This window comes from bacterium 336/3 (genome assembly GCA_001281695.1).
Taxonomy (GTDB): domain Bacteria; phylum Bacteroidota; class Bacteroidia; order Cytophagales; family Thermonemataceae; genus Raineya.
Window position 1 is genome coordinate 25,382 of sequence record LJIE01000003.1, and the last position, 17,290, is coordinate 42,671.

Annotated in this window: 9 protein-coding genes and 1 pseudogene; 4 read left to right on the plus strand and 6 right to left on the minus strand. The window is 30.5% G+C overall.

What is annotated here, in order from left to right; translation table 11 throughout:
• Positions 1-27 precede the first annotated feature (27 nt).
• From AD998_20240 to AD998_20265, 6 genes and pseudogenes are all read right to left on the minus strand, one after another.
• A pseudogene (locus AD998_20240) lies at positions 28-987 on the minus strand (hypothetical protein).
• A 12-nt stretch (positions 988-999) separates the two neighbouring features.
• The gene (locus tag AD998_20245; GenBank protein ID KOY84527.1) at positions 1,000-2,103 is read right to left on the minus strand and encodes a phosphoadenosine phosphosulfate reductase; all 1,104 of its coding nucleotides are present in this window, start codon (positions 2,101-2,103) and stop codon (positions 1,000-1,002) included.
• Positions 2,100-5,321, minus strand: coding sequence for a hypothetical protein (locus tag AD998_20250; protein KOY84528.1), 3,222 nt, complete (start codon positions 5,319-5,321; stop codon positions 2,100-2,102). Before AD998_20250 ends, AD998_20245 begins: the two co-directional genes overlap by 4 nt.
• Complete coding sequence (locus AD998_20255; GenBank protein KOY84529.1) at positions 5,311-6,177, minus strand: hypothetical protein; 867 nt, start codon at positions 6,175-6,177, stop codon at positions 5,311-5,313. Before AD998_20255 ends, AD998_20250 begins: the two co-directional genes overlap by 11 nt.
• A 414-nt stretch (positions 6,178-6,591) precedes the next feature.
• Positions 6,592-7,386, minus strand: coding sequence for a hypothetical protein (locus tag AD998_20260; GenBank protein ID KOY84530.1), 795 nt, complete (start codon positions 7,384-7,386; stop codon positions 6,592-6,594).
• Entirely contained in the window at positions 7,379-8,134 is a 756-nt protein-coding gene (locus tag AD998_20265; GenBank protein ID KOY84531.1) for a chromosome partitioning protein, read from the minus strand. The genes AD998_20260 and AD998_20265 overlap by 8 nt, the downstream gene beginning before the upstream one ends.
• 432 nt (positions 8,135-8,566) lie before the next feature.
• On the opposite strand from AD998_20265, the gene AD998_20270 reads away from it, so the two are divergent.
• The 4 genes from AD998_20270 to AD998_20285 all read left to right on the plus strand — a co-directional run bounded on the left by AD998_20270 (position 8,567) and on the right by AD998_20285 (position 14,792).
• Positions 8,567-8,830, plus strand: coding sequence for a hypothetical protein (locus AD998_20270; GenBank protein ID KOY84532.1), 264 nt, complete (start codon positions 8,567-8,569; stop codon positions 8,828-8,830).
• A 1,033-nt stretch (positions 8,831-9,863) separates the two neighbouring features.
• The gene (locus AD998_20275; GenBank protein ID KOY84533.1) at positions 9,864-10,784 is read left to right on the plus strand and encodes a hypothetical protein; all 921 of its coding nucleotides are present in this window, start codon (positions 9,864-9,866) and stop codon (positions 10,782-10,784) included.
• A 1,199-nt stretch (positions 10,785-11,983) separates the two neighbouring features.
• Positions 11,984-14,107 (plus strand): hypothetical protein, encoded by a 2,124-nt coding sequence (locus tag AD998_20280; GenBank protein ID KOY84534.1) that lies wholly within the window; start codon positions 11,984-11,986, stop codon positions 14,105-14,107.
• Between the two features lie 238 nt (positions 14,108-14,345).
• Entirely contained in the window at positions 14,346-14,792 is a 447-nt protein-coding gene (locus AD998_20285) for a hypothetical protein (protein KOY84535.1), read from the plus strand.
• The last annotated feature ends 2,498 nt before the right edge of the window (positions 14,793-17,290 follow it).

Consider the following 17,290-nt stretch of genomic DNA (forward strand, 5'->3'; position numbering starts at 1 on the left):
TTGTTCTTGAACATTATTCGGCTTATTCTCTGGATTTGTAAGGAGTGTTTGAAAAAATGATAGTCTATATTCACGTGCTCCCTTTGAATTAGATTGTGTTACACAATTCCTTGCATATTCTCTCAATGGTTCACAGTTCTCTTGAGTTGGTTTTATATCATAACCAATTAAAACTAATATTCTATAAAAATGTATTAATTCTAATTCGTCATATGGAGAATAATTCAAAATGAAATCAAAAAGCGTATAAAAATCGTTACGCTGTTTATATCGTGTCTTATTAATAGGATAAATTGTGTTTAATACATTAATCTTATCAATAACATCATTAAATTTATGTTTAAGCTCTATGTATAAATCATTGGTTATATCATTTTTAAAATATTCATCTAAATGTCCTTTTTTATCAACATGGCCATCTTTTATTAGAACAAGCAATTCAGAAATAAACTCCTTATCATTCATTCTTTTTAAGGTAGCATCTGTAAATAATTTTAATCTTGCGAATTTTTTAGATTCAGCAATTTCATTTACAAGTGTTAAAAGTTTTGTAGAATAAAAGTCAGCTTTTCTAACTTCAGGTTTATTTAAGTGTATTCCTGTTTTATTTACTAAAGCATAAAATTTCTCTATGGACTCGCCTTCTGTATCATGAATAATAGTTAATGGAAATGAAAAATTTAAAAACTTTGGATGAGTTCTTTCAGAGTAATGCTTCTCTTGAAAGTCCTTAAAACCTTGATTGATAAAACTGATTATTGTTCTTGAGCGTTGTTGTCCATCAACCATCTCATATTTTTCCTGTCCTTTTTCAAGAATAAAAAAATTAGGTATTGGTATTTCTCTATTTATAGAATCTATAAGCGTTTGTTGATCTTCTCTTGACCAAATAAAATTTCTTTGATATGGAGGACTCAAATCTAATTTTCCATTCTTAAAAACACTATAAAGGTTTTCTATTGTCCATTTAGTTATTGTAAATTTCATTTTTAACATTTTTTAAATAAAACAAGCTGCACATCCTTCAGTGTCATCATCATCCAATATATCCACTAGAAGGTTTGATTTTACTTTTGATTTTTTCTCCATTCTTTTTACATATTCCTCTTTAATTGCAGCCATTCTTTTCGGCTGAATTAGTTCTTCTAAGCTTTCATGTTGTCCCCATGTATAACCATCTTTCTCATATTCCATTGCTTTTTTGTAGAGTTCAGGGTGCTGTTCATACAACCAAATCCATTCGATTTTTTGTTGAAAGAAGCAAAAAAAGCAACCTGAACGACTTCTTGCATATTGCCCTTTTTTACCATTGATTTCAAAATCAATTTTTTTGTAATAGGCAGGAACACCAACCCCACTTTCTTCTAAGATTCTAAAAATGTCCTCTCGTACCAAAATTTCCTCATCTTCGAGCAATGGAAATATATTTTCAGTTGCTAAAGGATAGTCTGTAGTCTTCAAAAAATCAAAAACTAAGTAATTAAATGCTTTTACATTCGAATCAAGCAAAATATTCAGCTTTTGATTATGGGTAAAACTTACATCTACCTTTCGTGAAATAGTCTGAAATGCTTTTTCTTGACTTTTGCCAAAATCAATATTTTTTGATATTTCTAAAAGTTGTTCTATATTTTGGTTAGAAAGTAATTTATTCACTACATCTTGGCTCCAGATGTTTTTACGAAAAGGAAAAATAGATTGAATATTTTTCTTCGTTGAAATATACCCTTCACGTTCTTCATCCCCTCTAATCCCAACATAGGAAACTACTGGATCATCACCTACATATTTTTCAAACGGTTCTAGTTTTAATTTTTTGGTACACCAACGAGCATTTGATGAAGGTAGGAAACCTCCATACATTTTTAGAAAATGGTCAAAAGGATCTTCCGAACTATTTTCTGCATTTTGAAGTAGCTTAATTTTAATTCCAAGATAAATTTCAAGGTTTTTTATCAGTTGATAGGTTTCGTCTAATTCTTTACCTGTGTCACAACTATAAAACTCTAAATCTATGGAAGGGTATTTTGTTTTGACATAAATAGCCAAAGTAGCACTATCTTTACCTCCTGATATACCTAATACATGTCTTACTTTGTTCATTGTAATAACTCTTTTAGTAGGTTCAAAACAGCAGCAATGTTAGATGTATTGTCTTTACCCAATTTGGTTTTTAATTCGCTTTTCAACAACTCAATTTCTTTAGTCTTATTTTTAGGTATTCTTACAATTTTGGGATCTATTTTACTGAAAAATGTATCTATTTTTACTCCAATTACTTCTTCTTTGGTTTCGTCAATATCAGATTTAGAGATTTTTGTTAAACTATCTAAGTCTAAAACCATAGCTTTAAATTTCTCATAAAGTAAAATCTCATCTTCATCTGAAAAGTCTTCTAATGCTTTCCCTGTAATTGATTGAGCTATAGAACTTAGCCAAGATTTTCTATCATCAAGTGGTGAATCTAATCGTTGAACAAAAGTCTTCTGATTACTTAAAAGCATATGTTTTTTTAGTTTTGAAAAACGCTGTTGAAGATATGCTTTGTATTCTTCAAATTCAGTAGGTTGACCAACAAATTCACTACAAATGAACTCTTCAAAACGTTTAACTAATGCATCATAAGCTGTTCTTAACTCCCTTACAGTATCCTGCAAACTCACTGTATAATTTTGCAACTTTGATATATCCTGTTGTAAAGTATGAAGCGAAGTTGCTAATGCATCAGGAAAAGCCTCAAAAAACGTTTCTTCTGGATTTTTACTTGTTGCAATTGCTTTACGAATTTTTAAAGCTGAGGGTGATAGCCTCTTTGTGTTCTTAGTATAAGAAGGTAATTGTTTATAAAAAATAATAAATGGTTTAATTGTTTCAATGAAAGATTTGTTATCAAATTTTAGTTCCGTTGATTGGTTCAAGAAAGTTCGGTAACTATTAAAAATATCAAGTTTGACACCTTCAATATCAAAAGTTTTTATCGAATACTTTTCAGGGTATTTTGCTATCAGTTCTAAATTTTCTTCTGATAATTGAGGGATGTAACCATCTTCATTAAATATGGCAAATTCATCCCGTTTTAAAAATAGGAAAGTTGGGACCCAAAAGTCAATTAATCCTTGTTTAAGTTTGAAGGGTCGCTTACCTAATAATTCACTCAATTCTGAAACCTTTAGTTGCTCAAACTTGGCACTTTCCAAGAAATCTTCTGATGCTCTCCATAGTTTGAAAAAGCTTGAATTTCTATCAATTGATATTACATCTATTGAGTTCTCTCTAATAGGAGAAATACTATTTTCTTTTAAGAGTGACAAATAGATAGTCTTTTCAGGTGGAAATTTAGCGTCCTCAAAACCTAAATTCTCTTTATCCCAGTCATTGGCTAGTGCTTTAAAGTAATTACGTTTAGCAGTGTGAATAGAAGAAGATATTTTATGCTTGTTTACCAATTCGTTTTTGAAAATAGGTGTAGCATCATATACCATGCTACAAACTTGAGAAAGTAATTTATTGAAGTCTTTTTTATGAGCTATTTTCTTTTCCTCTCCATTAAAAAACCACTTTACATCTTCACTTCCTGAGTAAATACTATCAGTTATATAATGATTGAGTAATCGTATTTGAGATTCGACAATGTTTTCTAGTTCTCTCTTAGCTACTTTGTCCTCTTTATTTTCTTCTAAAACCTTTTGAATTTTTTCAATTTCAAATAATAAGTTTTTTATCTCATCTGAATTCTTAAAGAAGCAGTAAATCACTGCTTCCTCTTGTAATTTTGATTTATTTTGGATGTCACTTTCTTTTAACTTAGAATTGAATACGAGTATTACAAGTCCATCTATCTCCCCTTGAGGGATTTTTTTTGTCTCTGGATAATCTGAAATGACAAAGTTGAAATATCTAGGTGTTCCTGTTATGAATGAATACTGTTTAGCAGAAACAGGAGGAAACTGTATATGTTTGTTTAGGAGTGTAGTAATATCAACAACCTCAGATATTTTGTTTCCTGCTTCAATTAAAGCTGTCTGAATATCTAAATCTGTTCCTTCAAATAGTATGAAACGCTTGGAATGATTTCGATATCGAATAATTTTTTTTGATTCAAGATTCTTGATAACATCTTTTGCATTAAGAATACCACAAGTTATTTTTAAGTATTCAACTAAGAAATTCAAGTCTAATATTGAGCCACTTGCTGAAAAGATATTCAAAAGCCCAATTGTTGTGACAGTTTTGATATAATCATTAATATTATAATCAAATGCTCTTTCTACTTCTTCAATAGATGAACGAATTGAGCCCCAAGCTGAAAAGTCAGGGTTATACTTTGAATTTAAGAAGGAATAAAAATTAAAATTCAAGTAATCATAAACATTTGATAGATTATAAAATGGATTTTCTTGTTTATTAAATTTTGTCAAACCTGTATGATCTGATGATTCTAAAAAAGAAAAAAGAGAACGTTCATTTTGTCCATATTTTTGTAATGAAAGTGTAAGAATATTTGCAGAAAGAATATCAAGTGGGTATAGTTTTAAGGCAATTTCTTCAAGAAAGTCCTTATTGAAGTTAAAAGCTTTTGTATCAATTGCAAGTTTTAAGCATTTTCCAATTTCTGATTTTGATGCTTTATTTTTATAATTTTCTGTAATATATTCTGATGCCAAAAATAACAGTTGCTCAACAGGCTCATTGAATGTAATTTCACGAAAACGTCCTTTTACTTTAGTCCATTCATGTTGTTGGATTTTACTCAAACTGTAGGCATACGATTCTAAACTTTGATGAACAGTTGTTATCAGTACAATATTATGTTTGGGATTGTTACAAAACTCCGCCAATTGTTGAACAAAGTACAATTCCTTTTCAGGATTATGTTTGCTTGCATATTCTAAAAATTTACCAAACTCATCAATCAATATAAACAAAATCTTATTTTCCTTTTCAAGTGAGTGGTATCTATTGAATATTTCGGATAGTATATTTTCTTGTAAATTATTTTGTGTTTGAACTTCAAAAATATCTGCAAATTGATCTATAATTGAAGAGTAGGAACCAACAATTTTTACAAAATCATATTCAAGTTCTGCCAAGAAGTTTGGTTCAAAATACCGTTTTATTCCTTTTACACTTTGTTCAAAAGCTAAAAGAAACGAGGATTTACCTGTTCCATAAGTCCCAACAATATTAAATGAACGAATACCCTTCTTGAAATCATTGACTATTTGGCTAACAACTTGCTTAGCATTGGGTGTTGGAATATAATTGAAATTCTTATCCGTATCTCTAATAATATTAATTGATGTTGTGAAATTATTTTCCATAATATTTGTCTAAAATTGTGTAAGCTTCTGGTTTGTTTTTGAATTGCAATTCCTTAATTCCCGCTTGATCAGTGAAAGTAATTTCTTTGAATTTCTTAACTAAATCAGAGATTTTATTCATCAAACCAGAGCGATTCAAGGAAAATATTGAGCCTGGACTATTCAAATCAAACTCTAAAGAATTTAAACTAATAGAGTTTCCATAATTAGGATTATCAAGTATTGTAAATAAAACAATATATTCATTGAGAATATCTCTTTCCGTATTTTCTATGTAATATGAATCTATTTTTCCTTTTTGATTATAAGTTGCTTTCAAAAGTTCGAGTTCAGATAAAATTCCAGAGAAACTATCTTCAATATCTGTGATGCTTGATTCATTTTTGTAAAGATTTATAAAAACATCAAAATCTTTAGCAATAGTATTTTCATTGAAGATTAACTCTGGATTACTTTCTCCCAACCTTTTCACATAGTTTACAAAACTTTCTCTATTAAAAAACATTTTCTCCTTTCTAAATTCATTAAAAATTATGGAGTAAATTGATGCAAAGCCAGTTTTTACTATTTGATAGTGTAAAAGCCAAAGGCTTGCTTCATCTTCCAAAAATGGGTCGTAGCCATTTTCATTATCAAATAATCTTTTACCAAACTCAGTTGGAATATCTTTTTTATCAATGATATTAAAAGCTTTTAACCAAAATCTAATTGATGAAACCATATTTTTTCCAACGCCAAGTTGTATTACTGCTGACTCATCATTGAAATTTCTTCCTTCAATCACAAAATCGTATCCTTTTTTTAACCAAAGTTGTCTACATTGAAAAGAATCATGTCCAGAAAAAATATATTTCATATTATTATTAAACTTAATTTATTCATATACAATGTCTTTAAATTTTACCATCATAGAATGATATTTTTATACAAATATCATCATTTTTTTTTATTTTTGAAATTGCAATAAAGTAAATAAAAAACTCTTATGCATCAGGGAATCCCTGATTTTGCAATGGTGTAATAAAATAATTTTTGAGAGACTTTTTGAGAGAGAAAATGCCTATTTTAAGCTATTTAAATATTTAAAAGCTTTTTTAATGATGTAAGATTTAAGTGTTTTTTTAATAAAATCAGTAAATTAAATGTTACAACATCTATTAGCTGGTGTTATATTTTATTGTATATGTTGTAAGATTATTAGATTGATAGGAGCCTTTTTTAAGATTATAATTTATTTCTTGTAATAAAAAAGCTGACCATTGATCAGCTTTTAAATAGTTTTTTCAATTTCGAGCAATTTTTCATAAGTATAATTTTTCAGTTTCTGCATAATATTTTCTAAAAGCTTCTCTTTTGTATCTTTCTTTTTCCCTTTGTTCTCTTTTGATACTTTTGGTAAATCTTGTTCTTCCTGAATTTTTTCAGCAAGCTTTTTTACAGACTTTTTATCTAAATTGACTGCTTCCTGAACAACACTTTGAGGTACTTTTATACTTTTATTTAAAATTTTATCTTTGAGTTCTTTATTCCCTTCTGTGAGTTTATCAAGCCCTAGAGCAAATTTTTCATCTCTTATAATTGTATTACGAGAAACTTTATGCTCTTCTGCTAATTTATCAACAGTTTTCAAGTTGCCATTTTGGGAACCTGATTTTTCTGTCTTCCTATCTCCTCCAAGCCCTTTTTTCTCTCGGTTGTATTGCAAACCTCTCAAATAAGATTTTTGTAATTCTGTTAGGTTTCGTCTTCCTAGTTGATTAGAAATCATCCAATCCTTGACTACTTCGAAATTTTTAAATTCCTTTAACCGAGTTTTATAGGGTAATCCATGTTTTTTACAAATAGAATAACGATTGTGCCCATCTACTAAAACCAATTCATTTCCATTTTCCCAAAGTAGAATAGGCTCTCTACACCCTTCTTCTATTATAGATTTTTCAAGCCCTTCAAGCTCTTCTTGTGTAAGAGGGGGGATTAGAGCTTGCAAATCAGGATAGATAGTTATTTCTTCTATTTGTCCTGTATTATCTTGAATAATTTTTGAAAGAATATCTTTTTTAGCCATTTTTTAAATTTTCTAGAATTTCTAAAGTAAGTGCATTGTAATCTTCTGCTCCCATAGATTCTGAGTCATAAGTAAATATGTCTTGATTATGTATAGAAGCTTCTGATATTTTTACATTTCTACGAATGAGAGTATTAAGAACTTTATTTTTATACTTTTTACGCATTCCATCTATAACACTTTTATTTACAACTGTTCCATTAAATTGTGTAAATAAGATTCCTAAAAAATTAACTTTAGGATTTAATTCCTCAACAATATCTTTATGGAGTTTCATAATTGTATTAAATCCTTTAACACTTAGGTATTCAGCTTGTGCAACAATTAGCATCTCTGTTGCAAATGTTAAAGCATTTACTGTTAACATTCCTAAGCTTGGAGGACAATCTATTAATACGAAATCGTATTTTATTGCAGTATCAGCTAACTTCTTTTTTAGTTTAGTATGACCTGCAAGAGTTTTTATTTGTAAATCTATTTCAGCCGCAGCCAAGTCAATATTAGCAGGTATTAAATCTAAATTTTTTGAAATTTTTATAATATTTGGTTTCTTATCTTCTATTAGGGTTTCATAAATGGTATTTTCTTCCACTTCTTTACCCAAACTTTGACTTAAGTTTCCTTGAGGATCTAAATCAATAAGTAAAACTTTTTTACTATTTACAGACAAAGCCTTTCCTAAATTAAGAGTTGTAGTTGTTTTACCAACCCCTCCCTTATGATTTACTACTGCAATAATTTTTGTCATGAGCTTTTTTTTCGAAAATTAGAGATTTTATATAAAATAAAAAATTATATAATAGAGTAATATATTTAAACTTTAAAAATCAAAGTCTACCAACTTTTAAAAATACCTCTTTTTAATCATTTAACAAAAAATATTTTAAAAAAACAACACAAATTTGTATTATTTTTAATATTATTTGACTATTTGGATACAATGTAACTATCTGTTTTATAGTTTTTTATAAGGATTAAAAAAGACATTTTATCAGCCAAAAAAGACATTTTATCAGTTGAAAAAAGACATTTTATCAGCCAAAAAAGACATTTTATCAGTTTGAAAAAGACATTTTATCAGCCAAAAAAGACATTAATATACTAAATGTCTTTATGTACCTAAAAAAGACATTTTATCAGTCAAAGAATAACCTTCTATAATATAAAACTATCTGCTTTTTTGGTTGAACACCAATATCTTAATCTCCAAAAAAGACATTTTATCAGCCAAAAAACAACCTTCTATAATATAAAACTATCTACTTTTTTAGTTGAACATCAACATCTTAATCTCCAAAAAAGACATTTTATCAGCCAAAGAATAATCTTCTATAATATAAAACTATCCGCTTTTTTAGTTGAACACCAACATCTCAATCTCCAAAAAAGACATTTTATCAGTCAAGAAATAACTATCCTCGATAAGAAACAGCCTGCTTTTTAGTTGAACACTAACATCTTAGCCTCTAAAAAAGACATTTTATCAGTCAAAAAATAACTATCCGCAATAAGAAATGGGTTGTTTTTAACTTGAATATCAATATCTTAGTTTCTAAAAAAGACATTTTATCAGTCAAAGAATAACCTTCTATAATATAAAACTATCTGCTTTTTTAGTTGAATACCAATATCTTAGTTTCTAAAAAAGACATTTTATCAGTCAAAAAATAACCACCCATGATATAAAGCTATCTGCTTTTTTAGTTGAACACCAACATCTTAATCTCCAAAAAAGACATTTTATCAGTCAAAGAATAACCATCTATAATATAAAGCTATCTGCTTTTTTAGTTGAACACCAACATCTTAATCTCCAAAAAAGACATTTTATCAGTCAAAGAATAACCATCTATAATATAAAGCTATCTGCTTTTTTAGTTGAACACCAACATCTTAATCTCCAAAAAAGACATTTTATCAGTCAAAGAATAACCATCTATAATATAAAGCTATCTGCTTTTTTAGTTGAACACCAACATCTTAATCTCCAAAAAAGACATTTTATCAGTCAAAGATTAAAAAAGACATTTTATCAGTCAAAGAATAACCTTCTATAATATAAAACTATCTGCTTTTTTAGTTGAATACCAATATCTTAGTTTCTAAAAAAGACATTTTATCAGTCAAAAAATAACCACCCATGATATAAAGCTATCTGCTTTTTTAGTTGAACACCAACATCTTAATCTCCAAAAAAGACATTTTATCAGTCAAAGAATAACCATCTATAATATAAAGCTATCTGCTTTTTTAGTTGAACACCAACATCTTAATCTCCAAAAAAGACATTTTATCAGTCAAAGAATAACCATCTATAATATAAAGCTATCTGCTTTTTTAGTTGAATACCAATATCTTAATCTCCAAAAAAGACATTTTATCAGTCAAAAAAATACCCCTTAAAAAAGACATTTGTAATTTTTTGTATTTTTTAAAATATGTTTTATATTTGCTATGAAACATAAAATCTATAGACTATGATGCTCTCTAGAATAAATGATAAACAAGAAATAAGACAATCAAATGTTTTGACAGAAGCACGTTTTGAAATGAGTGCAACTGAACTAGATATATTATTTTACTTATTGAGTATTCTTAAGAAGGATTCTGAAACCAAAAAGTATCAAATACCCATATTAGAACTCCAAAATATAACTCAAAAAGAATATCAATATACACAATTGAGAGAAGCAACAGAAAAGATGGGAAGTCGTATGTATGAATATAATTTAGACAATGGAGATTACTTACAAATTTGGCTTTTTTCAAGTTGTTTATATAAAAAAGGTTTAGGGATTATAGAAATTGAATTATCAGAAAAAATCAAGCCATTTCTATTTGATTTAAGGGAAAGATTCACCTCTTTTCGTTTATATGCAGCTCTCAATATGTCTTCTAAATACGCAAAAAGAATATATACGATGTTATCTCAATGGAAGGACAAAGGTGTATGGAAGATAAGTATAGAAGAAATGAAAATTAGACTAAAAATTCTTGATCCAAAGGGAAAAGAACCAGAACTCTATAAACAAATAGTAGAATTAAAGCACAGAGTATTAGATCCAGCTATAAGCCAAATTAATAAATATACAGAGTTAAATGTTTCATATAAATTATTAAAAAGAGGAAGGAAATTTCAGGATATTGAATTTGACATAGATGTACAAAATGATAAAGCAGTAGTTGATATAGATTTTAATCACAATTCTGAAGAACAAAGATGTTTAAAAAGTTTAGAAGAAATAGGAGTTGTGCGTAAGGATATAGTAAGTATAATAATAAAAGATGAAAGCTTACGTAAAAAGACTTTTAAATGGGTTTATGAATGGAAATTAGGAAAATTTGGCAAAGTAGGCAATCCTGCTGGGTTATACTTAAAAACAATGGGATTAGTATGATAAAAAAACTGAATAAATAAAATTTCTTTTATCATAAACATTTGACTTCTTCACTGATAAAATGTCTTTTTTAGGATAAGTTTACTTGTAAAAAGAGTTTTTATAAGCCTAATCGAAAAATTTAATCTTCTAAAAAGGAGGTTTTCTAAGTCAAAACATTCATGGATATTTTCTGTTTTTTGACTGATAAAATGTGTTTTTTCGCTTGTAAGTATTTGATAAATAATGTTTTATTTTTATAATAATTTTTTTAATTTATCTGGTTTTACAACATTTTACCCACTCTTGACAAATATTTTCTGTTTTTCGACTGATACGCTGTCTTTTTTAGAAATAAAAGTACTCATCCTCAAAGGTTTAAGTTTCTAAAAGGGAGGTTTTCTAAGCTAAAATTTAACGGATAATTTCTGTTTTTTCACTGATGAAATGTCTTTTCTAGGACATAGACATACTTGTAAAAGAGTTTTTATAAGTTTGATTGAGGCAACTTAGCTATGCTAAAAGGGAGGTTTCCTAAGCCAAAATCCTGACTGATACGCTGTCTTTTTTAGAAATAAAAGTACTCATCCTCAAAGATTTAAGTGTCTAAAAGGGAGGTTTTCTAAGTCAAAGCATTCACGGATAATTTCTGTTTTTTGACTGATGAAATGTCTTTTTTAGGACATAGATATACCTGTAAAAAGAGTTTTTATAAGCTTGATTAAGAAAATTTAACTATCTAAAAGGGAGGGCGGTCTAAGCCAAAGTCTTTGACGGATATTTTCTGTTTTTTGACTTATAAAAAGTGTTTTTTCGTTTTTAAATCATTGATTTACTGAATTTTATTTGATCAGTCTTTTAGAATATATTTCTATTTCCAGTTTGGTTTTTGCAACATTTCCCCCACTTTTTGACTGATACGCTGTCTTTTTTGAAAGTGGTTTTGGAGTTAAAAAAGAGTTTTTATAAGCCTATATGAGTTAATTGAGAACTCATAGTCAGTGATTTAACTATCTAAAAAGGAGGTTTTCTAAGCCAAAGTATTCACGGATAATTTCTGTTTTTTCGCTGATTCGATAGAGAAATATGTAAACATTTGGCTTTTTTTCAAAAGACATTTCTAAAATCTTGAATTTTTTATGTTTTCTTACAAGCTGAATATCATAGAGATTTGAGCATCTGAAAATAATTTGATAATTTTGTGCAAATCATAAATTTTTATGAAAACACTTTGCTCTTTTTTACTTTTGTGTGTAGTGGCGATGCCTTTGTATGCTCAAAAGAAAGATACTACCCTCAAAAATACCCATGCTATCAAACTCTTGGGACAAGCCTCTCCTGATAAGATTTTACTCAGATGGGCGGCTTCTAGCCCTTATGCTTGGAAAATATCTACAGAGCAAGGAGTGGTAGTAGAAAGACAACTGATTGTAAAGTCTGGCAAGGTATTAAGCCCCAAACCAGCCTTTGTAAAACTTACTACGAACCCTTTGAAGCCTTTGGCTTTAAAAGATTGGGAAACCTTAGCCAAAAAGAATCAATTTGCAGCCATTGCAGCCCAAGCCTTGTATGGAAAGAGTTTTCAGGTATCTCAAGGAGCAGCGAAGACTTCTACTACAAAAGGGATGGTAGAAATGCTCAATCAATCTACTGAATTAGAGAATAGATACTCTTTTGCTTTGTTTGCCTCAGATGTTTCAAAAGAGACAGCTCAGGCTGCTGCTTTGTATTTGGAAGATGCTGATGTGAAAAAAGATGAAATGTATTTGTATAAAGTCTATGTAGCATCTCGCCCTAAAAATACTCTTGCCATTGATACAGGTTATGTGTATGTAGGTGTTTCTGATTATCGCCCTCTGCCTCAAATTAGAGAGTTACATGCAGAATTTTCTGATAAATCAGTGTTACTGAGTTGGGATAAAAATCCTTACAATAAATATTTCACAGCTTATCAAATTGAACGCTCCGAAGATGGTGGAAAAACATTTAAAGCCACTTCTGAACTTCCCTTTTTGAATACAGAGCCTTATGGAGCCAAAGAAGACCTCAAAAAGAATTTCTATGTAGATTCTTTGAAACAGAACCAAAAAGAATACTTCTATCGCATCAAAGGGATGAATGCCTTTGGACAAATCAGTTTGCCTTCTGATACAGTTTCTGGAATGGGTTATATCCCTTTGAGAGGTAATCCAAGTATTACCAAAGCTTATGAACTCAAAAATGGTCATATTCAAGTGGAATGGCAATTTCCTTCAGAAACCCTTGCTCAAGTAAAAGGATTTCAGATTGAACGTTCTAAAACAGAACAATCAGGTTTTGAGCCTTTAAATACTCAAATATTACCTGTGACTACCACATTTTTTGTAGATAACAAGCCTGAGCGTTCCAATTACTATCGTATCAAGGCTCTGGGCAAAAAGGAGGGTGAATATGCTTTGTCTTTTCCTTATAGAGTACTTGCTCAAGATAGCATTGCCCCCAACATTCCAGAAGGGCTTGAAGGAGTGGTAGATTCAAATGGGGTGGTGAAACTTACTTGGAAAAAAGGAAAGGAAATAGACCTGTATGGATACAGAGTATTTCGAAGTAATTTTGAAAATCAAGAATATAGTCAAGTTTCCAAAGAACCCATCAGAAAAACAGTGTTTTATGATACTATTAATATCAAAACACTTTCTAAGAAAGTATTTTACAAAATAGTGGCTTTGGATGAAGTATTCAATGCTTCTGATTTTTCAAAAGCATTACTCTTGAAACGTCCTGATAAAATACCACCCACAGAAGCCAATTTCATTCACTATGAAGCTCTTGAAGAAGGAATCTTCTTGAAATGGGCATCGAGTAGTAGTGAAGATGTGAAAAAGCATTTGCTTTATAGAAAAGAACAAGGATCGAAGGATTGGAAACTAATTCAGATGTTTGAAGGAAAAAGTATCCAAAACTATTTAGACAAAGATACAGATCTTTTGAATGTTTATGCTTATATTCTTGTGGCAGTGGATGAGAGTGGTTTGGAATCCAAGCCTTCCAAACCCATCATGGCAAAAAGATTGGACATGAAAATCAGGAGGGCTATTGAAAAATTTGAAGTCGTATCAGATAGAACAAACAAAGAAATCAGGATAAACTGGGAGTATCCAGAAAAAGATGTATATGCTTTCTGGATTTATAGAAGTGAAAAAGGAAAGCCTTTGAGATTGCTCACATCCACTTTAGATGTGAATGCTAAGAGTTACATTGACAAAGAAGCATCTCTGAATAGAGAATACCAATATGCCATCCAAGCTATTTTTAAGGATAATGCTCGAAGTAAAATGAGTAAGGTGATCTTGGTAGTATATTAAGTAATATCACTGAAAATCTTACAGATAGTTTTATGTTCTTAAAAAAGATACAAAAGCTTCTAATGTTTTTAAAAGAATGGTGTGTATTAAAATCTTGCAAAGTGTTCTTAAAAACATACAATCTTGCAAGAATTCTTACATGCTTTTGAGTTTTTTGAAATCCTAAAAACTTGTAGATAAGAAAATTACCTCGTATATTTGCAGTATTATTCATTCAACAAATAAATCTCTTTTTCTCATGAAAAACATTACACTACTTTCTATTTTGTTTCTTGCTATCACACTTTTTGCAGGTTGTAAGAAAGATGAACCCAAAGTTTATAAAAATGCAGAAATTGCTCCCAGTATCACATTCAAATCTTCTTATAAAGTAGGAGAAACCATTACCTTCGATTTAACAGTTACTCCTGATACCCAATGCCAATTAGAAGGGGCATCATTAAGCTTATATGCTTTTAAACAAGATGGAACATTTGTAACATTAACTGCTGGACCCACTATTTTTATTACTCCTACCAATCAACCTAACACTTTTAACTTTGCTATCAAAGTAAATAACAAAGAAGTAGGCAAACCTGAAACCTATTCAAAAGGAACACTTCGTTATACCCTTGCTTACAAATCAGGGTGTGAAAATGAAGGTGGAAGATTGAAAGATTTAGTAGAATTTGATATAGTACCTTAATACATCATTATAAATCATACCATCACGCCTACTCACATCAGTAGGTGTGATGGTGTTAAATTGAACACATACATATATTTGCAAGATAGTAAGTACACAATGACACTATGAAAAAACTTATCCCTTTCATTACTCTCTGCCTCATTTTCTTAGGCTTTAGTCTCGAAACCTTTGCCCAAAGAATTGAAATCAAAATTACTGCTTTTCAGTCTTATGCACGTAGAAACCATTCTTTTGTACTTTCTTCCTCTACCAATTCAACAGCCACCTTTAACCAAATTGGTTGTTTCTCTAAAGATGGGGGAGGAGATGAAACTTTTGGTTTAAAAGTATTTTTTCCAGAGTTAGCAGGCAATACTTATAATATTCCTTTGGCTACAGGCTCATTACCTGCTGATTTGGTTTTAAAAGTGGATGGTTGGGAGGATGGAAGAAATTCAGAATCTTGTGGCAATCGTTGTAATTATGATAATTTGGGAGGCTGTGAGGATGATAATAGAAGTGCCGATGTAGCTGCTACCAATGCTCAAGACTACTGGCAATATATCAACCTCTCCAATTATGCCCCTGGGGTATGGCATATTATTGAACCAGACCAAACTACACAGTGGAATTATGGTGTATTTATTGAAATGCGTTACTTCTTACCTGATAATGTATTTGAAGCCCCTCAAACATTTAATTATGATCCAACTGATCATGGTACAGGGCATTGTCTTACAGATGGACTATCAGACAATGTAAGTTGGGACATTGATAAAAGAACTACCATTCCTAATGTAGAAGGCATGACTTATTTTTGGGAATACAGAGTATCAGGTGCTTACACAAAACCTGATAGTGTAACGTGCTATAATACTTGTAAAATAGATAGTACACTGACCACTGCTTGTTTAAAAGAAGTTACTCCTATAGGTTGTTTTGATATTGACCCTGATACTGGAGGACTCATATCTGTACCTTGTGATCCTATTTGTGTAAGAGATACGACTTACTATGTTTATACCTACGATTATTTCTGTAATCCTTATCTTTGTTATAATCCTGCTGTAACTACTGTGTATGATAACTCTTGGACATTAGGTTTTACTTCTTCCACTTCCAATGCATTTGAGATTGCAGATATTTTTGCTTTGCCAGGAATCCAAGGACACCTGACAAATGTTTATAATAATGGCAAAACGCTTTTAAATCCTAATATTCAGTTTAGGGTAAGAGGGGTATATGGTGTGGGAGCAGATACTCGAACCACCAATTATTCCAATGCTGGTCAGATTCGAGTCAATTGGCCTCCAGCTGTTGATATTATTGCTCCTGCAACACCTGCCAACAATACTATTTCAAACCTTTCAGAAGCTACTTATGAAAGTACTCAACTAAGAATTGAAAATGTAAAGTGTTTTTCTACACCCACAGGAAAAATTATTGTTAAAGATATTACAGGGCAAGCAAATGGCTACTATTATTCTCTAAGAAGAACTCATGATGAAAATGGAAATTCTATTTCATCAGGATTGACACTCAATGTACTAAATAAAAAACCTACACCAGGCAATCCTGTGGTATTTCCTGATAATGCCGATAATGCTAATGGCTTGACAGGACTTCTAGCAGGTAGATATTCCTTAGCCATCGAAAATTATGATGCAGGGGGTTCTAATGGAAGTAGGGCAGGTTGCTATAGAGAAATTTTTAATATTAAGGTTCAACAGCCTGCTTTGTTAGAAAAACAAAATTTTTCCAAGCATACTTATAATGGTTTCAATGTGAGTTGCAAAGGTTCAACCGATGGAAAAGTAAACATTCAAGCAAAAGGAGGCATCATGCCTTATACTTATGAGCTTACAGAAGATAGCCCTGTGTTTAGTCCTGCAACTACTGTTTCAGGAGCTACTAGTACTCCTTTTGAGTTTTCAGGTCTTGCAGCAAAAGGCTCTGATGGCAACACTATTAACTATACTTTAAAGATTAGAGACGCTTTGGGAGCGTGTGAGGTGATTGAAAACTTTACCTTATCGGAACCAACAGCACCTGTAGACATTAATAACCTCACACTTTCTCAATTTGGAACCTATAATATTCCTTGTTTTGGAGGAGTAGGGAGCATTCAGGTATTACCCAAAGGAGGGATTGAAACATCAAGCTATACTGTTCAGGTAGGTTCTCTATCTCAAACAGCTACTACTACCACAGCCACTACTTTTACAAATTTAGTAGCTGGCACATACACGCTTATCATTCGTGATGCCAATGGTTGTGAGAAAACACAAGTAGTAACACTCACTCAGCCACCTAGAATAAGCCCTACAAATGCTTTGGTAATACTTCCTACTTGTTATCAAGGCAAAGATGGAAAAATTGAATCAGAAGCTATTGGAGGAGTTCCAGCAGTGGGAGGGGCTTATACTTTTAGCCTTCAAAGAACAGCAGGAAATGAGTCCAATAGTTTTTATAGTTATATTGACCCTACACCTCAAAGCCAAACAAGAGCCAGTTTT